General features: G+C 38.5%; 19 protein-coding genes, 2 tRNA genes and 1 rRNA gene. 12 read left to right on the top strand and 10 right to left on the bottom strand.

Features of this window, described 5'->3' with window-relative positions:
- Window positions 1–10 precede the first annotated feature (10 nt).
- The 3 genes from rrf (at window position 11) to GNP81_RS13200 (ending at window position 383) form a co-directional block, all read left to right on the top strand.
- Window positions 11–126: ribosomal RNA gene (gene rrf / locus GNP81_RS13210) — 5S ribosomal RNA — on the top strand.
- 67 nt (window positions 127–193) lie between these two features.
- A tRNA-Asp gene (locus GNP81_RS13205) sits at window positions 194–270 on the top strand.
- A gap of 36 nt (window positions 271–306) precedes the next feature.
- Window positions 307–383, top strand: a tRNA-Trp gene (locus tag GNP81_RS13200).
- A 132-nt stretch (window positions 384–515) separates the two neighbouring features.
- On the opposite strand, the gene GNP81_RS13195 is transcribed toward GNP81_RS13200, so the two are convergent.
- Genes GNP81_RS13195 through GNP81_RS13180 form a run of 4 tightly spaced genes read right to left on the bottom strand, consistent with a single transcriptional unit; the run spans window position 516 to window position 3270 of the window.
- Window positions 516–923, bottom strand: a complete 408-nt coding sequence (locus GNP81_RS13195) for a type IV pilus modification PilV family protein (protein WP_155674668.1) — start codon at window positions 921–923, stop codon at window positions 516–518.
- Window positions 913–2157 carry a hypothetical protein gene (locus tag GNP81_RS13190; protein ID WP_155674670.1) on the bottom strand — a complete coding sequence of 415 codons (1245 nt, stop codon included), beginning with the start codon at window positions 2155–2157 and terminating at the stop codon, window positions 913–915. Before GNP81_RS13190 ends, GNP81_RS13195 begins: the two co-directional genes overlap by 11 nt.
- Window positions 2157–2777: a PilW family protein gene (locus tag GNP81_RS13185; RefSeq protein ID WP_196587431.1), complete on the bottom strand. Its 621-nt coding sequence runs from the start codon at window positions 2775–2777 to the stop codon at window positions 2157–2159. The genes GNP81_RS13190 and GNP81_RS13185 overlap by 1 nt, the downstream gene beginning before the upstream one ends.
- Entirely contained in the window at window positions 2755–3270 is a 516-nt protein-coding gene (locus GNP81_RS13180) for a GspH/FimT family pseudopilin (RefSeq protein WP_155674672.1), read from the bottom strand. The genes GNP81_RS13185 and GNP81_RS13180 overlap by 23 nt, the downstream gene beginning before the upstream one ends.
- A 97-nt stretch (window positions 3271–3367) precedes the next feature.
- Between GNP81_RS13180 and GNP81_RS13175 the strand changes: the two genes are divergently transcribed.
- Entirely contained in the window at window positions 3368–3805 is a 438-nt protein-coding gene (locus tag GNP81_RS13175) for a type IV pilin protein (protein ID WP_155674674.1), read from the top strand.
- A gap of 49 nt (window positions 3806–3854) precedes the next feature.
- On the opposite strand, the gene chrA is transcribed toward GNP81_RS13175, so the two are convergent.
- On the bottom strand, window positions 3855–5006 hold the full coding sequence (gene chrA, locus GNP81_RS13170; RefSeq protein ID WP_155674676.1) for a chromate efflux transporter: 1152 nt from the start codon (window positions 5004–5006) through the stop codon (window positions 3855–3857).
- 49 nt (window positions 5007–5055) lie between these two features.
- On the opposite strand from chrA, the gene GNP81_RS13165 reads away from it, so the two are divergent.
- The gene (locus tag GNP81_RS13165) at window positions 5056–6048 is read left to right on the top strand and encodes a LysR family transcriptional regulator (RefSeq protein ID WP_155672929.1); all 993 of its coding nucleotides are present in this window, start codon (window positions 5056–5058) and stop codon (window positions 6046–6048) included.
- Between the two features lie 18 nt (window positions 6049–6066).
- On the opposite strand, the gene GNP81_RS13160 is transcribed toward GNP81_RS13165, so the two are convergent.
- From GNP81_RS13160 to GNP81_RS13150, 3 genes are all read right to left on the bottom strand, one after another.
- On the bottom strand, window positions 6067–6309 hold the full coding sequence (locus GNP81_RS13160) for a YqaE/Pmp3 family membrane protein (protein ID WP_236781374.1): 243 nt from the start codon (window positions 6307–6309) through the stop codon (window positions 6067–6069).
- Window positions 6310–6371: 62 nt separating this feature from the next.
- Entirely contained in the window at window positions 6372–7403 is a 1032-nt protein-coding gene (gene dapD, locus GNP81_RS13155; RefSeq protein ID WP_011261330.1) for a 2,3,4,5-tetrahydropyridine-2,6-dicarboxylate N-succinyltransferase, read from the bottom strand.
- A 217-nt stretch (window positions 7404–7620) separates the two neighbouring features.
- Window positions 7621–7911, bottom strand: a complete 291-nt coding sequence (locus GNP81_RS13150) for a YebG family protein (RefSeq protein WP_155672928.1) — start codon at window positions 7909–7911, stop codon at window positions 7621–7623.
- Between the two features lie 190 nt (window positions 7912–8101).
- Here GNP81_RS13150 and GNP81_RS13145 point away from each other — a divergent pair, with 190 nt between their 5' ends.
- Entirely contained in the window at window positions 8102–8737 is a 636-nt protein-coding gene (locus GNP81_RS13145; protein WP_155674678.1) for an alternative oxidase, read from the top strand.
- Between the two features lie 28 nt (window positions 8738–8765).
- Here the strand turns inward: GNP81_RS13145 and GNP81_RS13140 are convergent, their stop codons facing one another.
- Window positions 8766–9644, bottom strand: a complete 879-nt coding sequence (locus GNP81_RS13140; protein WP_155672926.1) for a LysR substrate-binding domain-containing protein — start codon at window positions 9642–9644, stop codon at window positions 8766–8768.
- Between the two features lie 135 nt (window positions 9645–9779).
- On the opposite strand from GNP81_RS13140, the gene GNP81_RS13135 reads away from it, so the two are divergent.
- The 5 genes from GNP81_RS13135 to GNP81_RS13115 all read left to right on the top strand — a co-directional run bounded on the left by GNP81_RS13135 (window position 9780) and on the right by GNP81_RS13115 (window position 20765).
- On the top strand, window positions 9780–10769 hold the full coding sequence (locus GNP81_RS13135; RefSeq protein WP_155672925.1) for a TDT family transporter: 990 nt from the start codon (window positions 9780–9782) through the stop codon (window positions 10767–10769).
- An 81-nt stretch (window positions 10770–10850) separates the two neighbouring features.
- Window positions 10851–14270 (top strand): exodeoxyribonuclease V subunit gamma, encoded by a 3420-nt coding sequence (recC, locus tag GNP81_RS13130; protein ID WP_336495498.1) that lies wholly within the window; start codon window positions 10851–10853, stop codon window positions 14268–14270.
- A 298-nt stretch (window positions 14271–14568) separates the two neighbouring features.
- Window positions 14569–18195 (top strand): exodeoxyribonuclease V subunit beta, encoded by a 3627-nt coding sequence (recB, locus tag GNP81_RS13125; RefSeq protein WP_155674682.1) that lies wholly within the window; start codon window positions 14569–14571, stop codon window positions 18193–18195.
- Window positions 18188–20206 carry an exodeoxyribonuclease V subunit alpha gene (recD, locus tag GNP81_RS13120; protein WP_155674684.1) on the top strand — a complete coding sequence of 673 codons (2019 nt, stop codon included), beginning with the start codon at window positions 18188–18190 and terminating at the stop codon, window positions 20204–20206. The genes recB and recD overlap by 8 nt, the downstream gene beginning before the upstream one ends.
- A 226-nt stretch (window positions 20207–20432) precedes the next feature.
- The gene (locus tag GNP81_RS13115) at window positions 20433–20765 is read left to right on the top strand and encodes a DMT family transporter (RefSeq protein ID WP_063644006.1); all 333 of its coding nucleotides are present in this window, start codon (window positions 20433–20435) and stop codon (window positions 20763–20765) included.
- A gap of 75 nt (window positions 20766–20840) precedes the next feature.
- On the opposite strand, the gene argA is transcribed toward GNP81_RS13115, so the two are convergent.
- The gene (argA, locus tag GNP81_RS13110; RefSeq protein WP_017019836.1) at window positions 20841–22181 is read right to left on the bottom strand and encodes an amino-acid N-acetyltransferase; all 1341 of its coding nucleotides are present in this window, start codon (window positions 22179–22181) and stop codon (window positions 20841–20843) included.
- A 152-nt stretch (window positions 22182–22333) separates the two neighbouring features.
- On the opposite strand from argA, the gene GNP81_RS13105 reads away from it, so the two are divergent.
- Window positions 22334–22717, top strand: coding sequence for a DUF2850 domain-containing protein (locus tag GNP81_RS13105; protein WP_155674686.1), 384 nt, complete (start codon window positions 22334–22336; stop codon window positions 22715–22717).
- The last annotated feature ends 1 nt before the right edge of the window (window position 22718 follow it).

Here is a 22718-nt window from a genome sequence, read left to right as displayed (position 1 = left end):
AAAGAATTTGCTTGGCGACCATAGCATTATGGACCCACCTGATCCCATGCCGAACTCAGAAGTGAAACGTAATAGCGCCGATGGTAGTGTGGGGTTTCCCCATGTGAGAGTAGGACATCGCCAGGCTTCCAATTTATTTTTACTTTTTATTAAAAGTAAAATCAAAAATAGCAATATGCTGAATAGACACTGCGGAGTGGTAGTTCAGTTGGTTAGAATACCGGCCTGTCACGCCGGGGGTCGCGGGTTCGAGTCCCGTCCACTCCGCCACTTATTTAGACAGAGTTAAGTCTTTAAAATAACTACAGGGGTGTAGCTCCAATTGGCAGAGCAGCGGATTCCAAATCCGCGTGTTGGGAGTTCGAATCTCTCCACCCCTGCCATATTAAAAAGGCTCATATCGAAAGGTATGAGCCTTTTTGCTATCTGCGATTTGAGAAAAGATCAGCAAATTCCCCCACCATAAGATGGGGCGAATATTCGGGATTATAAAGTATTACTCTCATGTTTAACTATTAATCAAATTCGTTGTATTTGGATATGATGGTTTCTAAGGTTATGAATTCTTGATTTCCATGTCTTGTGTCCCAAGCACTAGATATTGTGATGTGCTTTGCGGAGGCTGAAATAATGCTATCTACATTCCAACTTAACGTATATGTAATACCATTGATTGTGACATCATCTGATGATGTCGTAATGGAATCATAAGTAATAGTTCCACCAGCTCCAGAGGTTGAGCGACTACGAAATTTTTCTAATTGAGCTTCAGCGTTATAGAGAGCTTCAATACTTCTTGTTGCGTATTCGGATTTAAGTTCGATAAAAGTTTGTAACTTTAATAGCCCCAGAGCCCCAATACCAATGATGGTAAATGAAATCATTATTTCAAGAAGATTAAATCCTTTTTGTCTAGAGATCATTCCAAGATCCTTTTTGCCAAGTGAAATTATTATATTCTTCTTTACGGGCGGCTCTCTTATACTTAAATATAATAGATCCTCTAAGTAATGTTGAGGAATTTGGAGTATCTAAAATTAATCCACCAGTAGGAACAAAAGCTCCTGCTTGGAAGTGAGAAACTGTTTTTTTATCATCACTGCTTAGAGTGTTTGCGCTAACCATACCATCCCAATTAGTGGTTAAGTCTAGACCCGGTGAATGGTGATACATGTGATATACTGAGCCATAAAAATTGACAGCACTGTAAATACCAAGAACGCCACCTTCAATTACAAGATTACGAGGTGTTTGTGGTAATGATGTTAGTGAATGTCCATCTCCTAGGTCACAATTGCCGAGCACCCACACTTTATCGCTACTCGTAAACGCATTCGCAATTAAATCGTCACAATTTAATTTGCTACCGCTAATGACTGTATACTCATTTTTTACTTCAGCTAATTTGGAACGAGGTTTTTGAAAAAATGCTTCAAATGGGTCATAGTGATTTTCTTTTATATAATCAGAAAGAAAATTACTGGAAGTTGCAGGGTCATCTGTTTTAGATGATATATTAATATTTGATTTTGTGGACGCATGGCATGTTCCTTTATAACCATCGTATGGGCCATTATCTTCAGGGTTTAACGTTTTTAATCCTGAACCTGAGAATCTATAATCAATGGCTCCTGTGTATTTTATAGCAACACATTTATCTTTATCATCAATTTTATCTCCGGTAACGTCTGGATAGACATTTAAGGAACCATCAATTATTAGATTACCTCTAGCTTGTATAGCACCATTACCATAAGTTATTTTCGGAATAATATTTTTCTTAATAAGCTCTTCATTATTATGTTCATAGGTTAATTGATAAGAAATTGTTGAGCTCGCTGAAGAAATTGTTTTAGCATAAAGGTTTTCGAGTGGATAAGAGATATTACAAGCTGATTTCAAGTCATTATATTCTGTTGAACTGTTATTTTTAGATAGAAGAGATGGTTCAGTTTTTGTCTCACTGATAAAAGTAAATAAGCATTCAATTGCACCCTCTGCTCTCCAGTGCCCTTGTTTTGCTAATACTTCGTTTTGCGCTCTTTTGATTTGATAAAAAGTACTTTTATAAGTACCCAGAGATAAAATTAAAGCGGCAAGGATTAGTAATGATGTCATTATTAGAACAACAGCACCTTTTTCACTCTTTGTCTTCATTATTGCCAGTTCCTTTGTTTTGCTCTGAAACTTAAACTTTTTGTCATTGTCGGTATATTCACTAATTTTGCGTCAAGTCGAACATCTATAATTGATGACATTGCAGAGCTTGTGACTAGAGGAGTACTAATTATTGAAAAAGCAGTTACATGTATATTTTGCGAGTCAAAGAGTGAATTACAGTCACCAACTTCAGCTATTTCTTTTCGTTGAGTGATAAGAGTTTTTTCTTCGCAAACTTTTAATTTTTTATCTATAGAAGAGTATTTGTATACGATGTTTTGGTATGTTTTTTGTGCTCCAGACATTTTTCGATGATATGCAAAGCCAATGCTATCTGAGGTTATTTCAATAATGTTTACTGCTCCGGATAATTTAATTGATTGTCCATCAGCGCCATCATAACCAGCTCTTTGAATATCTTCTTTAATGATTTGCATTGTACTAGTTAGATTTTGTGTTAATAGTAGTTCCAACCCTCGTTCTTTTGCTACACGTTGACCATTAATAAAAATAGAACCAACAAGACTGATAGCAATAATTCCTATAAAAGATGCAATAAGAAGTTCAATCAGAGAGGCGCCTTTCTGTTTATATTTATGAACAGGAATTATAGCCATAGAGAGTTCCACTCGTATTGTCATAGCAAATTTTAATTCTGCCTGGTGGGTTAGATAGAAAAACCTTTAAGGCTTTTGTAGTGTCGGTATTTGGGTAGAAAGTAAACGAACCTGGTGCTGGTCGTCCTCGTATTCCTTCAAATTTAGTTTTTTGATATGTATATGTATGTTTTAAGGTTATACCTTTGAAGTTACTACCATCTAAATAAGCAATCATATTTCCAGAAAGAGCCGAAGAATCTCTTAGTACTAAATTCCATGAACCTGTTTTATTTTCTTCTGTTTTAGGGAATGAAATATGAACCCATAAATCTTTATTTTTTAGTACAGCTTCTGATTTCGCTTGAATTAAAAAACCATTTAATTCTGTTGCTAAACGCTCCATTTTTACGCTGTTATTTATGGTATTGAAGTTTGGAGTTACAACAGATAATAGTATTGCTAAAACGGTAACCGTAATTAAAAGCTCTAGTAAGGTAAACCCGCGATTCATCTCTCAATTTCCTTTGTAACTTATTGATAGAGCAGCAATAACGCTTGCGTAAATTATATCAACTATTAAGAATATAAAGATGCTGGGTAGAGGATAAATGGAAATGATTCTAATAAATAAATGTAATTCTAAATATAATCATACAAGAGGTATGACATTGATCGAATTAATGATTGCTATTGCTGTGATAGGTCTGTTGTCTGCTATTGCTTATCCTGCATATACAAATCATATTTTAAAAGCTAATAGAATTGCTGTATTGGCGGATATTGCAAAGATTCAATTAGAAATCGAAGAGAAGTATATAAATAGCTATTCTAGTATCGCATCATCAATCCTCAGCGGAGGAACCTGTTCTTTCTGTGATACGCAATTAGATAAATATACCTTGAGTTTTGAGGATTTGACTGCAACGACTTACACAATTAAAGCGGTCCCTAAAAATGAACAACAAAATGATACCTGCGCAGGTAATAGTTATAATGAGATTACGCTAAACCAGTTTAATGTAGCGAGCCCTAGTGAGTGTTGGTAAATAAAGGTGAGCATTTATAGTAATCTGTACCCACCTTTGTTTTCATCAATCACCCAACAAAAGGCAACACACCACCTGCAATAATAAAGAAGCTAACTAATCCAACGATTGGAAGTTTAGCCACTTTTAATAGTGCAAAACCAATAATTACTAACGCCATATCTAAGCCAGAATTAACAGCGCTTGTGAATACTGGATCATACAACGCAGAAATTAGTAATCCCACAACCGCTGCATTAATACCAATAATCGCTCCTGAAAGTGCAGGTTTTTTAGCAAGTACTTGCCAGTGATTAAATACTCCAAGAACTAATAAGAAACCCGGTAGGAAAATAGCAACAGTAGCAATTATAGCGCCAAGTACTGGTTGCTCACTCCATAGCTCGTAGCCTAAGAAGGTCGCAAAGGTAAACATAGGTCCAGGAACGGCTTGTGCTGCAGCATAACCGGTTAAAAAGCTGTCCGTACTTACTTGGTCACCAACAATATTTTGTAGTAACGGTAGAACAACGTGGCCGCCACCAAATACTAAGCTACCTGCTTGGAAAAAGTCTGAAAATAAACCAAGTAGTGGTGAGTAACTTACAACTGTAGGTAATACAAAAAAGCATAAAGCAAAGATAATTAAAGGAAGCCAATTGATGCCTTTTGAGTCTTGCTCAATTTGTTCTTTATTATCTGATTTTAGGTAAAAGCGTCCAATCAGTGCCGCAATAAATAATGCGAGCAATTGAGTTGTGATAGACGGTAAAATCAGTAACAACGTTGCTGTCATTATACAAAGGAAGACGGTGAGCTTATCTTTACAGAAACTTTTATACATCCCCATAATAGCATCAGCAACGACGACGACAGCGAGTGATTTTAAACCGTGAATAACACCTTCAAAAACGTCATTACCAAAAAATGAGTGACTGATATTCGCAAGTAATACCATGATGAGAATAGACGGTAATGTAAAGCTAATAGAAGCTAATAAAGCCCCCAGAAGACCTTTGCGGTGGTAGCCTAATGCGAAACCCACTTGGCTTGAGCCAGGTCCTGGTAAAAATTGGCTTAATGCTATTAATTGAGCGTATTCTTCTTCACTAATCCATCCACGTTTTTGAACAAATTCATTTCTAAAGTAACCAATGTGGGCAGCTGGCCCACCAAAGCTTACCCAGCCTAACAAAAAAAATCGTTTAAATATTTCAAACATAACGTACTCAGCTTTTGATGTGTGATCCAATTTTGGATATTCAATTTTGATGAGTTCAAGATTACGAGTTACTATAAAATTATTCAAATCGATTGTATTGTTATTAACTATGAATGAAATTAATTGGAAAGCGGTAGACTTAAATTTATTAGTCGCTTTTAGCACTTTAATGGAAACCAAAAGCGTTTCACTCGCTGCAAATAAATTGTTTGTGGGTCAATCAGCGATGAGTCATAGCCTTTCTCGCCTGCGTGAGTTACTACATGATCCTTTGTTTGAAAGACAAGGACATCAAATGATCCCTACAGCAAAAGCGATTCAATTATATCCTTTAGTTAATAAAGTATTACAAACGATCTCTGGTGATATTTTAAAGGTGGATACGTTTGAAGCGAGTGAGTTTACCGGTACTTTTAAAATAGGGATGACGGATTACGCAGAACTTCTTTTTGCTGCAGATATTTTTGATGCTATTCATCAATTAGCGCCAAATGCACAACTTTGTTTTACTACGGTAGATAAAGCTAACTATCAAGATCGTTTTGATTCCGAGCCATTAGATCTCGTTATCGGAAGTATGAAACCTGAGTTGAGAGAATTTCAATATCAAACGTTATACACAGAAAAGCACGTATGTATGTGGGATGGACTGCGGCATCCATTTAATTCGCCAATCAGCCTCAATGATTATATTTCTTTGCCTCACGCATTAGTCAGTCCTGATGGAGCATTAAAAACAGGGGTAGATAAAGAGTTAAAAGCATTAGGGGTGAGTCGCTCTGTTAGTGTGGCCTCTAAGCATTTTTTAACCATAAGACACTTAATGAAAAAAAGAGATTTAATTTGTGTGGTTCCTGAGTTAATGGCTCAATTAGATCTTTTTTCAGAAAAATTAGTGCATTCAGAACCACCAATTAATGTGGGTGAATTTGATATTCAATTGATATGGCAAACCAGAAATAAAGAGAACAAACGCTATCAATGGCTTAAAGAGTTACTCATTCAAACCATTGAGAAAAGCGTTGCAGTTTATAGGGCGTAGTATGAGTTTTTCTAATTTCTATCGCCCAAAAGCATCTTTAATTTTTTCATCTGTTCTATATTGGCTTAGTGCATAAACAGACCAAATAGCAGCAGGGATCCAACCAATTAATGTGATTTGTAAGATAAGACAAATAATTCCGCTAAATGGACGTCCTATCGTAAAAAACTGTAACCAAGGCAGCAATAAAGCAAGTAGTAGTCTCATTTTATTTCCTATATCAATAAAAAAATGGCCAGTAACAATTACGTTACTGACCATAAGATTACCTTGGTCTTTATGAATAGAGCGTGAATGCCTTATTCACATAATTCAGTTAAAAATTAGTTATTGCTGTGCAATTCGCTATTTAGTTCAACTGCAGATTTGTTAGTTAAACACTCGATTTGACCAGTGATAGAATTACGACGGAATAGAAGATCGGTTTTACCAGCAAGATCACGAGCTTTCGCAATTTCAACTTCTTTGCCTTGATTATCTAGCATGCTTACTTTTGTGCCAGCAGTAACATATAGACCTGATTCAATCGTACAACGGTCGCCCATTGGGAAACCAAGACCGGCATTAGCACCAAGTAGACAGTTCTCACCAATAGAGATAACCATTTTACCGCCGCCAGAAAGTGTACCCATGATAGAAGCACCACCGCCGATATCAGAACCATTGCCAACAACAACACCAGCAGAAATACGGCCTTCAACCATGCTAACACCCGTAGTACCAGCGTTAAAGTTGATGAAACCTTCGTGCATAACTGTTGTGCCTTCACCTACATGAGCACCTAGGCGAACACGCGAAGTATCAGCAATACGAACACCAGTAGGAACCACGTAATCCACCATTTTAGGGAATTTATCAACGCAATCTACAGTTAGTGTTTCGCCAGCTAAACGAGCTTCGATTTGACGATCAGCAAGTTCAGGTAAATCGATTGGACCTTGGTTAGTCCAAGCGATGTTATGTAGAAGACCAAAGATGCCATCAAGTACAGTGCCGTGTGGTTTAACTAAACGGTTAGAGATAAGTTGAAGTTTTAAGAAACCTTCAGCAACAGATTGAGGTTGCTCATCAGTAGCTAAAACAACAAGAACTAATGGCTGTTTAGATTGAACTGCTTTTTCTGCAAATGCCGCGTTAGCAACATCACCGCTTGCTGCAAATGCGTTAGCAAGTTCTGTACAAACTTCAGAAGAAATTTCGATCGCTTGGTTGCCTTCAGCGTAACCACTTGCTTGTGCAATTGCTGAAACTAGTGCATCAGAAGGGTTAAGTACTGGGTGAGGGAAGAAAGCTTCAATAATTTTATTGTCGCGGTTTTTTGTCGCTGTACCAAAGGCAAGAGCAAAATGAGCCATGTAATGATTCTCCATTTCCATATAAATATTAGTATTTAAAAATAAATCTTACTTCACATCATAAAGAGAGTTGCTGTGATATAGAAGAGCGAAACCATAAAACTTTGGTTAAAAATAGAAAAAGTTAAAAAAGCAGAAAGTAAAGAAAGAGTCGATACATAGAGTACAAATAAAAATAGCAGCGATTAGGCTGCTATTTTGAAAGTATGTTTAGTCATTAAGCTGCGTCAGATTCTTCATCTTGAACGGCTTTTATCTTTGCTTTTTTTGGTGCAGGTTTACGCTTAGCACCTAGAGCAATTAAAAGCTCTTCTTTATGCTTAGCTAGGTATAAAGACATCTCTTCTTGCTTAGCTTCATCTTCGATTAATTCACTCTCACCTAGAAAAGTAAAAAGCTCATCTGCGATATCAAGCATTTTGTCATAAGCATCGGCTTCCGATTTAGAGGTAAAAGTCATCTTCTCTTCTCCGTTGCGCTCAACTACATATTTGACGATAACAGCCATGGTCGTCTCTCCTATTTAATTAACTGGTGTTTTATACAGTAAGCGAGCTTATGTGTCCACTTGGAGAAACGAAAGTTAGATAAAGTTAACGTCTAACAGATAAGACAAATTTTTATTTGAAGAAAAAAGAGTTGAGTAAAATTAATTAAAGATGTATTTTAAATGCAACTTTAATTAAAAGGTGAACAGCATGTCAGATTTTGAATTAAAACATAAAGCAACGAATAAAATTTCAGAGAAGATCGCATATAAAATTACTCAATGTTTAAAGTTTCTTTTAAATATTTTTTATGGTTCAAAGTATGCTAAACGAGCTGTAATTTTAGAAACGATTGCAGCAGTACCTGGAATGGTGGCTGGCATGTTCAATCATTTGAAAGCATTACGTAGAATGAAAGACGATCAGGGGTGGATTCAAGAATTATTAAGTGAAGCTGAAAATGAAAGAATGCATTTAATGATATTTCTAGACATAGCTAAGCCTCGTTGGATTGAACGTCTTTTAGTTTTGTTAGGTCAAGCTGTCTTTATTATTGTTTATAGTTTGATTTATTTACTCTCTTCGAAAATAGCTCATCGTGTAGTTGGTTATTTTGAAGAAGAAGCGTGTAAGAGTTATACCGAATATCTAGCTAAGATCGATGAAGGTGCTGTGGAAAATGAAGTCGCACCGCAAATAGCGATAGATTATTATCAATTGCCAAGTGATGCGATGTTACGCGATGTTATTCTTCAAATTCGAAATGATGAAGCAAAGCATCGAGATCGTAATCATTCATTTGCAGATGCGTATGAAACTCACGATCTTCCTGCTCATCAGCGTTAGATATGTATTTGAATGAGGCTAAACAGCCTCATTTTTGTTGAATAAAGTTCATAAAATATTGCAGTAATGGCGTTTGGTATTTTTCTTTATGTACTAATAACCAATATTGTCTTGCCAATGTTTTGTTATAAGCCAATTTAACTAAGCGACCATCATTTATTGCGTTTTGTGCTGCGAGTTGAGATAAACATGCTAACCCCATACTTTCAGCGCAACAATTAATGATCGCCTCAGTGGTATGAAGTTGTAATGATTCATGCCAGTCATTTAAGTTAGCGGCGATATGATTAATAAAATATTCGCGACTGCCTGAGCCTTCTTCACGTAGTAACCAAGTTGAATGCTCCAAATCATCTAATGTAACTTGAGTTTTAGTAGCTAAAGGGTGAGACGGTGAGCAAACCAAATACATGTCGTCTCGTAGCCATTCAATCATATTTAATTTGGGATGATGTGCTTTACCTTCAACTAATCCTATATCAAGCTGAAATTCTAATAATCTATTGATGATTTGTGCTGTGTTTGAAATAAATAGCTGCTGAATATCACATGGGTATTGTTGCTGGAATTTACTCAATAATACTGGCGCAATATGATTACCAATCGTATCACTAGCTCCAATGTTTAATGAACCTGTCAACTGACTATCCGCTGCAAATTGGTGTTCAATCACTTCTGCTCGCTCTAATAACTCATCAGCTAGTGGAAGTAATTGACGACCTTCACTATTTAATACTAAGCGGTTATTTACACGGTCAAAGACTTTATAACCGAGATTTTTTTCTAATTCAGAGAGGGATAAACTAACAGCTGGCTTTGTTATATACAGTCGCTCTGCAGCTTTTGTCATGGTTTTTTCTTGTGCTATTACAGTAAAAACATTAAGTTGCTTGAGTGAAATTCTCATGACAGGAAGTCCTAAATTAATTAAAAGCCAAATCGTTAATTTTATTTTAACGCTACTTTTAATTTATACAAATTTTATTAATGGATTACTCCGATTAAAATAGCTCTATCGTTAAATAGAACAGAGATTATTGTCATGCTTAATTATACAAAACAAAAAATAGCAGGAGCTCCGACTCCAATGGCGGGATTAGCTCTTGGTATCGCAAGTTTAGGTTGGTGCTGGGAAAACGCATTACCGTTAAATGGTTATGCACAATGGATCTCAGCGGCAATTGCGTCTGTTTTATTACTTGTATTAGCGGTTAAATTTTTATTACATCCTGCGATTTTATGGAATGAATTAGCGCACCCTGTTGTTGGTAGTGTTGCTCCAACATTTGCAATGGGTACTATGGTGGTATCAGCCTCAATCGGGCATTTTTACCGTGCAGCAGGGGATGCTTTATGGCTTGCAGCGGTAGTGATTCATATTATTTTCTTAATTTCTTTTATTTATCATCGAGCAAAAGATTTTGAATTACATCATATGGTGCCAAGCTGGTTTGTTCCACCTGTAGGCTTAATTGTTGCTGATGTTTCTTTCTCTGGTAGCGCATCATTAGCATCAGTGGCCCATTGGGTATTAATGTTTGGTTTGGTTAGCTACGCTATTATGCTACCAATCATGATCTACCGTTTGATTTTTAGTCATGAAGTGCCAGATGCCGCAAAACCAACAATCGCAATCATGGCTGCGCCAGCAAGCTTATCATTAGCGGGTTATCTAACAGTGACATCTTCACCATCGCCTGTAATTATTGCGCTGCTATTTGGTATTGCAGTGTTAATGACGAGTGTTATTTACATGGCTTTCTTTAAATTAATGAGATTACCATTTAGTCCTGGTTACGCAGCATTTACCTTCCCTATGGTAATTGGTGCAACCGCATTATTTAAAACAGCGAACTGGATGTTATCTCAAGGTGTAGCGGCAAATTATGTTTACCAAGTAAGAACACTTGCTGTTGTTGAATTAGTGATTGCAAGTTGTGTGGTGAGTTATGTTGCGATCCATTATTTAGCTCATTACCGTCCAATTACTCGAATGACAAATCGTTTGGCAAATATGAGTCATGCACATTAATTTATAAGCTTTTTTTCTCTTCAAACACACCCAGTTACGTTAAGCTATAGGAACTTTCATTTTCTTATAAGCGAGCTGGGTGTGTTTACTGTTTATCATTCAAATCAACTTGATGTTCTTAAATCACTTGTCGTTGAGTTAATTCGCCTTAATCCCCTTGATAACCCGTTCGAGCAAGAGCAAATACTTGTTCAAAGTCCCGGTATGTCGCAATGGCTCAAAATCGAACTCGCAAAAGAGTTAGGGATTGCCGCCAATCTTACTTTTCCACTTCCTGCTACTTTTATTTGGGACTTGTTTACTCAGGTGCTTGATGATGTGCCAAAGCGTAGTGCTTTTCACAAAGAAGCCATGACATGGAAGATAGTGACATTATTACCTGAGCTGTTAAAACAAGAGGAGTTTGCACCTCTGCAGCGATATTTAGAAAATGATGAAAACCAACTTAAGTGTTATCAACTGGCTGCAAAAATTGCCGATATCTTTGACCAATACTTGGTGTTCCGCCCTGAGTGGATTCAACAGTGGGAAGCAGGAGAAGAGGTCGTAGAGCTCGAAGGTGAACACCCTTGGCAACCTATTTTATGGCGAGCGTTATATGATCAAACTTTAGCGCTTGGTCATTCACCTTATCATCGTGCCAATATGTTTGAGCACTTTATCGAAACGCTAGATAACTATTTGCAAACGGGTACCTTGCCAAAAGGGATGCCTAAGCGTTTGTTTGTGGTGGGTATCACTTCATTACCTCCTCGTTATTTAGATGCGCTTGCGGCGTTAGGTCAGCATATTGATGTGCACCTAATGTTTACCAATCCGTGTCGTTATTATTGGGGTGAAATTCGAGACAGAAAATACCTTGCTCGTTTAGAAGCCCGCAACCGTCTGCAGGTAAAATGGCTAGATGATCACAGTGAGCATATTGGTGATACAGAACAGCTAAAAGGTTCAATTGAGGCTAATTTTGAAGATGAATTACATACTTCTGAAGTGGGCAATTCCTTGCTTGCTTCGTGGGGGAAATTAGGGCGAGATAATCTATGTTTATTATCAGAAATGGAAGCACAAGAGATTGATGCTTTTGTTGATATTGGTAACGATAATCTTTTGCATTCCATTCAGTCTGATATTTTAAATCTTGAAGAGCGCAGTCGTGATGATGTGCTTGATAACAGTCAGCATAAACAATCAATCAGCTCTGATGATCGTTCCATTCTTTTACATTCGTGCCATAGTCCAATGCGAGAAGTTGAGGTTTTACATGATCAGTTATTGGATATGTTTGCTAATGACCCAGACTTAAAACCACGCGATATTATTGTGATGGTGGCAGATATCAATGTCTACAGTGCAGCTATTCAAGCGGTATTTGGAAATGCGGCTTTTGATCGTTATATTCCTTTTGCCATTTCAGACCAAAGTGCCGAGCAAGAAAATCCAGTATTATTGGCTTTTATGAGCTTAATGGCGTTACCTGAGAATCGCTGTGGCCTTTCGGAATTATTGAGTTTGCTTGAAGTTCCAGCCGTAATGTCTCGCTTTAAATTCAATGCCGAGCAATTTGAAATTGTGAAACGCTGGGCTGAAGAAACCGGTATTCGCTGGGGATTAGATAACACCACATCTGCACAGTTTGATCTTCCTGAACACAATCAAAACTCTTGGTTATTTGGTATTCACCGCATGTTGCTTGGTTATGCGATGGAGCAAGGTGCTGGGCTATTCGAAGGCATGGCGAGTTACGAACAAGTGCAGGGCATGAATGCGGAAATTGCCGGTAACTTAGCGCAGTTTATTGATCAGCTTTTGACTTATCAGATCATCCTAGGCCAACCGCAAACCATTAGTGCATGGCGAACCACCATCAATCAATTAATGGATGATTTTTTAGATGTTGAATTAGAAGGTGAATTGGTCGTTAAAAGCATTCGAGATCAACTGCAAAAACTGGAAGAAAATCTAGAAGATGCGGGTTTTGATGCGCCAATCTCAGCGCCAATTATTAATAATTATCTGAAAAATAATTTATCTGGCGGTAAAGCGAGTCAACGATTCTTAGCGGGACAAGTTAACTTCTGTACTTTAATGCCAATGCGTTCCATTCCATTTGATGTGGTGTGTTTGCTTGGAATGACGGATGGTTCTTATCCTAGAACCATGCCTGTTGAAGGCTTCGATTTAATGCAAAAACGCATGAAACCCGGTGACCGTTCACGTCGAGATGATGATAGATATCTGTTTTTAGAAGCACTGCAATCGGCAAATAAAGCGTTTTATTTAAGTTATATTGGGCGTTCAATTCGTGACAACACAGAAAAAGCACCGTCAGTATTAGTCAGTGAGTTACTTGAATATTGTCAGCAAGGTTATTGCCTAGAGGGTGATAATGAGTTGAATCCTGAAGCATCCGCAAAACGCTTAGTTAAGCAATTAACCATAGAACATCCTCTGGTTCCTTACAGCCAGCAAAGTTTTATTGGTGACAACACCAGCTATGCAAGTGAGTGGTTACCAACGGCTAAATTAGAAGGAGCAGCGGCACCTGAGTTTCAGACTGCACCACTAGTGTATGCGCCTGAAACAAAAGAGCTAGAGCTTACTGAACTGCAACGTTTTTGGCGTTTACCTGTCGCTTATTTCTTTAACCGTGGTTTAAAAGTCTTTTTTGAATCGGTAGAGAGTCGAGTTGATGATGATGAGCCGTTTACCATCGATGGTCGTACTGGTTATGGTATGAAATCGGATCTATTGGAGGACTTATTGGCCTATGATGATCCTAACCATGTATCTCAAATCTCTCGTGATTTTTATCAGCAGCAAAAGGCCCAAGGTAAATTACCGATTGGTAGCTTTGGTGAGATAGCCGCAGACAAAGAAGTAAACACGGTAAAAGATCTGGTTGCTCATATTCAACCGTTAACGACATTACCATTAGATGATCAAGAAGTGCGTTTACGCTTTAGCTTCCCTCATGGTGAAATGGAACTGCAAGGTTGGTTAAAACAGCGTTATCAGGCTGGAATGCTGCGTTATCGTGGCGGTAAAATTCGCTCACATGAAATTTTAGCAACCTGGATTGATCACCTGTGTTTGTGTGCAATGGGCCAGCAGCAATTGACTCATCTATTTGGTACGGATGCGATTTATCACTTTGAAACCATCGAGAAAGAAAAAGCATACCAAGAACTAGAGATGATATTAAGTCTTTATATTTCGGGTAATTGCGAACCATTAGCTTATTTACCAAAAGCGGCATTAGCAGGGCTCGAAGCACACGTTGATAAAAAAGGTGTGTGGAATGATGACGAAGAAACGCATCAAAAAGCCCTGAAAAAAATGGCGGATGAATACAATGGTACTCGTTATGCGGGCGAAAATAGCAATGATTATGTGATACGTATGTGGCCAGAATGGAATGATGATTTTGGTCAGGCTATTTTTGATAATGCTCAAAAGGTGTTACGTAACGCATTATTACATAGCGAGAAAGAAAAGTTATAAAAGGTAAAGGTGGTTATCAGTAGGAAGTAGGGTGGCCGCCAGTAAATCATTTTTAGTGTAGGGCGTTCGCTGTACGGCCACAGGTCAGAGGTTGACCGAATCCTGATTACAAGTGCACATTTAATGAGCGCTTTGTAAGTGGCGCTGAGTGTAACAAAGCTCAAAAAGTGAACCGTGAGAAAGATCTCACATTGATAGCTTTATTATTTTTATTATCTTAGTTTCTGATGAACTACGATATGGATCACACAAATATCTTGTAAAAACAGGATGTTGATGTTTAAAACGGTGATGTTCGATGACGACAATCGCAGCTCCAAATCAATTGAATGCAATGACGTTTCCTCTGCATGGAACTCGTCTGATTGAAGCTTCTGCAGGTACAGGTAAAACCTTTACCATTGCCAGTTTGTATTTACGTTTATTACTTGGTCATGGTGATGAAGGCACTCGACATCAAGAAGAGTTAACCGTAGATAGAATATTGGTAGTGACGTTTACAGAAGCGGCAACAGCCGAATTAAGAGAGCGTATTCGAGCAAAAATACATGATGCTCGTTTAGCGTTTGCTCGTGCTGTTCATAACAATGATTATAAGAGCGGTGATCCGGTGATTGATCCACTGTTGGCTTCTATTGGTGATCATAAGTCGGCGGCGCAGATCCTTTTGAATGCCGAACGCAGTATGGATGAAGCTTCTATCTTTACCATTCATGGTTTTTGTCAACGTATGCTAACTCAAAATGCCTTTGAGTCTGGTGCGCAATTTGAGAGTGAGTTTGTTACCGACCAAGCGAAATTAATGCATCAAGTGGCTGCCGATTTTTGGCGTCGCAGTTTTTATCATCTACCAAAAATGGTGGCTGAAAGTGTTTATGATTGTTGGTCAAGCCCATCGGCATTATTAGGTGATATGGGTAATAGTCTTACTGGTGTCCCAAAGCATTTAACCGTAGAACCGTTAGAAAATTCATTGGAAGAGTTTTGTCAGCAAGGCATTGCTCGTATTGATGAATTAAAAAAACAGTGGTCAGAACATTGCGCCGATTTTGAAGCGTTAATTGCGGATTCAGGTGTTGATAAACGCAGCTACACTAAAAAGAATTTACCGAATTGGTTAGAGCAAGTGTCATCGTGGGCTAATAACCCAACTACCTCATTGCAAGTACACGATAAGCTAGAAAAGTTTTCTCAAGAATTATTGATTGAAAAAACCAAAAAAGGCGAAGCCCCAGAACATGCGGTATTTAAACTCATTGATGATTTTCTTGCTCAACCATTAGAGATCAAGCAGCCACTACTATCGTTGGCGATTCATCAATGTCGTAAAACCTTGCAGCAAGCGAAAGAGCAAAAAAATTGGTTATCGTTTGATGATTTGCTGACTCAACTATCTCAAGCGACAGAAAATCAAGAGAATGCCTTATTGCTAGAAAAGATCCGTGAGCAATATCCTGTGGCGTTGATCGATGAATTCCAAGATACCGATCCGCTGCAATATTCGATTTTTAGTACGCTTTATCAAGAACAGCCACAATGCGGCTTATTTATGATTGGCGATCCAAAACAAGCGATTTACGCTTTCCGTGGTGCGGATATTTTTACCTATATTCAAGCTCGTCGCCAAGTGGTGGATCATTACACCTTAGATACTAACTGGCGCTCAACGGCGGATATGGTGACGTCAGTAAACCGTATCTTTGAACATGGCAAACAGCCTTTTTTGTACGATGATGATATACCGTTTTATCCGGTTAAATATAACCCTATTAATGCTGAGCAAAAATCATGGGCACTAGATAATCAAACTCAGCCAGCCATGACCTTTTGGTTGCAAGAAAGTAAAGATGGCAATCCAGTAAATAAAACCAGTTATCAGCGTGTGATGGCAGAATCAACCGCGGCACAAATTCAAACCATTTTGACGGGGGCGCAACAGGGCTCGGCGTATTTACAACATGGTGAGAAAAAACAAGCCATCAAAGCGGGTGATATTGCGGTTCTGGTTCGTACTGGTAAAGAAGGTAAATTAGTACGCGAAGCCTTATCAAAGCAAGGTATCGCCAGTGTTTATTTATCTAACCGAGACAGTGTGTTTTCTTCTTCATTAGCCAAAGATGTGTTGCGTTTATTACAAGCCGCTATGACACCGACTGATGCAAGGGCAGTACGTTCTGCATTGGCATCGTCATTGTTTGCTTATACTGCGGATCAATTGCATCAGTTTAATGTCGATGAAATGCAGTGGGAGCAAGCGGTTAATGAGTTTCGTGCCTATCGTAAGCATTGGTTACAGCGTGGCATTATGCCGATGTTGCACCAAATCATTACCCAGCAAGGGATCTCTGAGCGTTTACTCGCAGAAAACGGTGGTGAGCGCCAACTAACTGACTTATTGCATATTGGTGAATTACTGCAGCAAACTAGCCAAACCTTAGACAGTGATTATGGATTATTACGTTGGTTGTCTGACTCTATTTCTGAGCCTAATGGGGACTCAGAAGAGCAAACGGTACGTTTGGAATCAGAGCGTAACTTGGTGCAAATTGTTACGATTCATAAATCCAAAGGGTTGGAATATGACTTAGTCTTTTTACCGTTTGTTTGTTCTTATCGGGCGATAGACAAAAAAGGTGAAGTCAGTTTTTATGATGAAGATAATCGTTACTCGGTGTTGGATTTATTAAAAGAAGACGATTCTGTTGAGAAGGCAGAAAAAGAGCGTTTAGCCGAAGACTTACGTTTGATTTATGTAGCATTAACTCGTGCGGTTTATGCTTGTTATATCGGCATCGCGCCTATCAGCAAAGGCATTTCGAAAAAGCCCCCAACGGGTGTGCATCTATCGGGGTTAGGTTATCTAATTCAACAGGCAGACGAATGTAATGTTGAAGAGCTGAAAGCCTGCTTAGAAAAGTTGATTGTAGGCAATTCGCCTATGGTGATCCAATCACCTCAAACCATCACCGATGAGCTGTATCAAGAGGTTCAAGATGAGTATATTGAACTGTACGCTAATAAGTTAATTGAACCTGTGAAAAGTAATTGGTGGATGACCAGTTATTCTGGATTAGTCAAACAAGGCAATCACCATAATGATGCTTCATTAGAGCTTATTAATTTAGATATCGATTCAGCAGAAGATAAAGAAGATAAAGAACTGGATTTAGAGCCAGAGCGAACCATCTTTACTTTCCCGCGTGGAGCGAGGGCGGGTACGTTTTTACACTCATTGTTTGAAGAGGTTGAATTTACTCAACCAATTAACAGTGAAGAAAATACGCAAATCATCATTAAATTGCTAGAGAAAGAAAACTACGATGCAGAATGGCTAGAGGTCGTTCAAACCATGATGCAACGAGTGTTAGATTGTCCACTTGATGGTGAGAACTTACGTTTAGCAAGTAAAGGTCCAACTCAACGTTTGGTTGAAATGGAATTTTTACTTCCTATTGAATTGTTAAACTCAAGTTTAGTGAATAAAACCATCGCTAAGCATGATGAAGTATCAGCAAGAGCCGGCGAATTGGGTTTCTCTACCGTTAGCGGCATGCTCAAAGGGTTTATCGATTTAGTGTTTGAGCATGAGGGAAAATATTACGTTCTCGATTGGAAATCAAACCATTTAGGTGATGCTCCTGAATGTTATGGTGGGGATGCCTTAGTGGAGGCGATGCGAGATCACCGTTACGATTTTCAGTATCAACTCTATGCATTAGCACTTCATCGATTTTTGAAGAGCCGTATTGCTGATTATGACTACGATACCCATTTTGGTGGGGCGTATTATATTTTCTTGCGTGGTGTTGAAGATACACATGAAGGGCATGATGCAAATTCTAACGGTGTATTTTATTCAAAACCGAGTAAAGCCTTGTTAGAAGAGTTAGAGAAATTGGTAGATGGAGTTGAAGTCAATGCTTAAGCAATTACAACATTTAATGGATCATGGTGTGCTACGCCCATTGGATCTTCAATTTGCCAAGTTTATCGCTCAGCAAGAAAAAAACAGTGATAGTAATTTACTTATGCTGCTATCAGCCATTACGAGTCATGAGCTAGGTCGTGGTCATGTATGTATTGATATTGAGCAGATAGAGCAAGGGGATCTTTTTACTCTTCCAACAAAATATCGTGATGCGTTATTAGAGTTAGTCCCTGAAAGAAGCGCTTGGGCACAACAATTAATTAATGCATCAACCGTCTCAAATGGCACAGAGGCAACTCCTTTAGCTTTTGATGGTACTCGCTTGTATTTACAACGCTATTGGGCATTTGAACAACGTGTGTCTAACCGTATTACTAAAGCGGCGCAAAGTGTGGCAGTAAACCCTCAGCTATCGAATACATTGGATGAGTTGTTTGCTCGTCAGTATCATTTTCTATTTTCAGCATTGAAAAAGTTGGAGAATAACAATCAAGTTTCTCGCCAACAATTAGTGTGCGATATGCTTGATGTTGTTCAGCCTGATGATCTGGATTGGCAGGCGATTGATACGGTGTTATTAGCTGCGACTAAATCTTCAGAATTAGAAACGTTAGAGCAATTAATTCCAAATAACCACTGTGTTAATTGGCAAAAAGTCGCTGCAGCTGTGGCGTTAACTCGTCGATTCTCTGTAATTTCTGGTGGTCCAGGTACGGGTAAAACAACCACAGTAACCAAGCTTTTGGCCTCCTTAGTGACTCAAGCTCAGCAGGATAATAAAAACATCGCGATTAAACTGGTTGCACCAACAGGTAAAGCCGCGGCACGTTTGACTGAATCCATTGGTCAGGCGGTACAATCCATTGGTTTAGCACCTGAAGTGAAAGAAGCGATCCCAACCGATGCAAGTACACTGCATCGACTGCTTGGTTATATTCCAAATCAAGTGGATTTTCGTCATAACAAATCGAACCCATTGCACCTTGATGTACTGGTGGTGGATGAAGCGTCTATGGTCGATTTGCCTATGATGGCACGATTACTCGATGCAGTACCTGAACACGCTCGTGTTATTTTATTGGGCGATAAAGATCAACTAGCTTCGGTTGAAGCGGGAGCAGTGTTAGGTGATATTTGTCAGTTTACTAAAATGGGTTATAGCCAGAACCAAGCACAGCAGTTATCTCAACTAACAGGCTTTAATCTACCAACACAATCACATAATAACGCCGTTGCAGATAGCTTATGTATGCTGCAAAAGAGTTACCGTTTTGATGCTCGCTCAGGTATAGGGCAACTTGCCAAAGCCATTAATGAAGGCAGTAAATTTAAAGTAGAAGCGGTATGGGATAAAGGGTTTTCAGATATTCGTTTTCATGATTTAAGCAATGACAGTTACAACGCAATGATTACTATGATGGTCAATGGTTATCGCAGTTACTTAGGGCATATCCATGCAGGTGATAAACCTGAAATCGTACTGAAAGCATTTAGCAAAATTCAATTATTATGTGCGATGCGTGAAGGGGATTTTGGTGTGGTTGGATTAAATCAGCGTATTGAAAAAGCGTTGAAAAAGTCTGATTTAATCCCTCACGGTGATGAAATTTGGTATTCGGGGCGTCCTGTTATGGTAACACAAAATGATTATGGTGTTGGTTTGTATAATGGCGATATTGGTATTGCTATGCCAGATCCTATTGATCAGCGTTTGCGTGTCTATTTTGATATGCCAGATGGCTCTATTCGTGGTGTGCTACCAAGCCAATTACCAGAGCATGAAACGGTGTATGCAATGACCATTCATAAATCTCAGGGCTCTGAGTTTGAGCATACAGTATTGGCATTACCTGCAGAGTTTAGCCCAATTTTAACCCGTGAGCTGATTTATACGGGCGTCACGCGAGCGAAGAAAAAACTCGATTTATTTGCGACGGAAAAAGTGGTGGCTCGAGGGGTTATGATTAAAACTCAGAGAAACAGTGGGTTAGTATCACTAATGAATTAAATGATATGAGAGTGATTAACTTTTAGAAGTCGGTCACTCTATTATTTCATCTTTGTAATAGTTATTTACTATTTTTGAGTCTAGCCAAAAAGTCAAAAATGCCTATAATTGCGGCTCTAAAATTCGGAAGGAATGTCGGATATTCTATTTTTACCAACCATGTTAATTAGATGATTAATGGTTGGATCTAGAGTTTTACTGCTATATGTTTAAATTACTTGTTTCAATGCCGCCAGCGATGGCGCTTATTATTGCGATTATTTCAGAAGTGATTGCAACCTCATTCATTCCTAAAACCGAGCAATTTACTAAATTAACACCAAGTTTAATTGTGGCTGTTGGATATGGTATTGCTTTCTTTTTGCTGTCTGTAACCGTAAAAAGTATGCCTGTTGGCATTGTTTACGCAATCTGGAGTGGTGCTGGTATCGTCCTTGTTGCCGCTATTGGATATTTTGCTTATGGGCAGAAGCTAGATCTCGCAGGGATCATTGGGATTGGTTTAATTTTGTCTGGTGTTCTTGTGGTGAATTTATTATCGAAAACTGCCGGTCATTAACCTCAAGCTTGGATAGTTTTAAGTTATTCAGTAAGAACAAATAGGCCGCAAAGGGGGTTCCTTCTGCGGCCTTTTTTATAATCCTTTTAACACAAGAATTTTTGATTTTCGCTGAAAGTTGTACAGTTTTTGCTTTTTCATCGGTAAGTGTGAAACATCTACCTCAATAAAGCCTTGTTCTCTAAACCAGTGAAGACTGCGAGTGGTAAGAACAAATAGTTGGGATAATTTGTATTGTTTTGCCTTTGCGCGTAGACGATTTAATAAAATAACACCGCGATCCCCATCCCGATAATCAGGGTGAACAGCAACACAGCCCATTTCCGCCATTCCTTCTTCTGGGAAAGGATATAAAGCGGCACACGCTATGACTAATCCATCTTTTTCAATAATCGTAAATTGTGCAATTTCTTGTTCTAACTGTTCACGAGAGCGGCGAACTAAAATGCCTTCCTCTTCTAATGGGCGAATTAAATCTAATATGCCACCAATGTCATCAATTTCAGCATCACGAACTTGCTCAGAGCTCGCCATGACCACTTGAGTACCAATACCATCAAAAGAAAATAGCTCTTGGATTAATGCGCCATCTTCTTTATAGCTAATTAGGTGACTACGAGGAACTCCAGCTTTACATGCTGATATCGCTCCTTTTAAAAAGCGCATTGTGCCGGTGAGTTTTCCGTTTTCTGGTGTTAATTCTTTTTCAAGACGTTGAAGGATCTCTTCAGCTTCACTTGGAAATAATTCCGCTAAAATCTGTCCTTTTTCATTAAGGACACCTTGCTCTGAACAGAAACCAATGAGCTTGTCGGCATTTAAGCGGATAGCTAACTGAGTGGCGACATCTTCTGATAAAAGATTAAAACATTCGCCGGTAACAGAACTCGCAACAGGGCCAAGTAGAACAATAGATTGTTGATCTAACATTCGATTGATCCCTTGGGTATCGATTCGACGGACACGTCCACTGTGGCAATAATCAATACCATCATCAACACCTAGAGGTTGAGCAATAACAAAATTGCCGCTGATAACGTTAATTTGTGCTCCTGCCATTGGTGTATTATTTAAGCTCATAGAGAGGCGAGCGGTGATGTCGAGTTGTAACTGTCCAGCTATCTGTTTTACTAGCTCTAGTGTTTGCTCATCAGTAATGCGTATGCCTTTATGGAAAGGAGCGTGATGTTCTGTTTGCTTTAGTAATGAACGCATTTGTGGGCGAGTGCCATAAACGATGACAATTCGTAATCCTAATGAGTTGAGGAGGGCAATATCATTAACTATATTAGCGAAATTAGGATCTGCAATCGCTTCTCCACCGAGCATAATGACAATGGTTTTATCTCTATGAGCGTTGACGTAAGGTGCGGATTGACGGAATCCCTTAACTAAAGCAGTACTACGAAACTTCACAATATATCTTCCATGATAAATACTTATTCATTTATCATGACTATTTATTTTAATTTGCGCAAGTATTTAGTAGAAGGTCACATAACTTTTTCTTAATATTTTAAATAAATGCCGATAAGCTTATATATCAATGGTTATTATTAGGCGTAGTGATGAGTCAAGCCCAAGAAAAAGAGTTACAGAAAAGAAAAGTTCGATTATTGGTATTAATAGGACTTGTTGCGGTTGGTCTTGTTGCTGGCTCGATTGCTGCAATGTACCGAGCTGGGATGTTTGCTAAAATGCCATCAACACAATTATATGGTAATTGGGTTGAATTAGGCGTCCCGAGCTATGCACAGGATAGCTTTACTATCAGTTCTGCTGGTATATATACTCATGGTCGTCTAATTAATACACAATATGACTTTGACGGCACAATACTAAGTTATATGCATGGCGATACTGAATACGTGTATCAAGTGGAAGATGAAGATGGCGAACAGCTTTTACGAATTAAGCCTGCTCATTATAAATCCAGTTTTCGTAAACAGTAAT

It is taken from the genome of Aliivibrio fischeri (genome assembly GCF_009727955.1).
GTDB lineage: Bacteria > Pseudomonadota > Gammaproteobacteria > Enterobacterales > Vibrionaceae > Aliivibrio > Aliivibrio fischeri_A.
The sequence above is the reverse complement of the archived record's forward strand: the minus strand, read 5'-3'. Positions and strand labels throughout refer to the sequence as shown.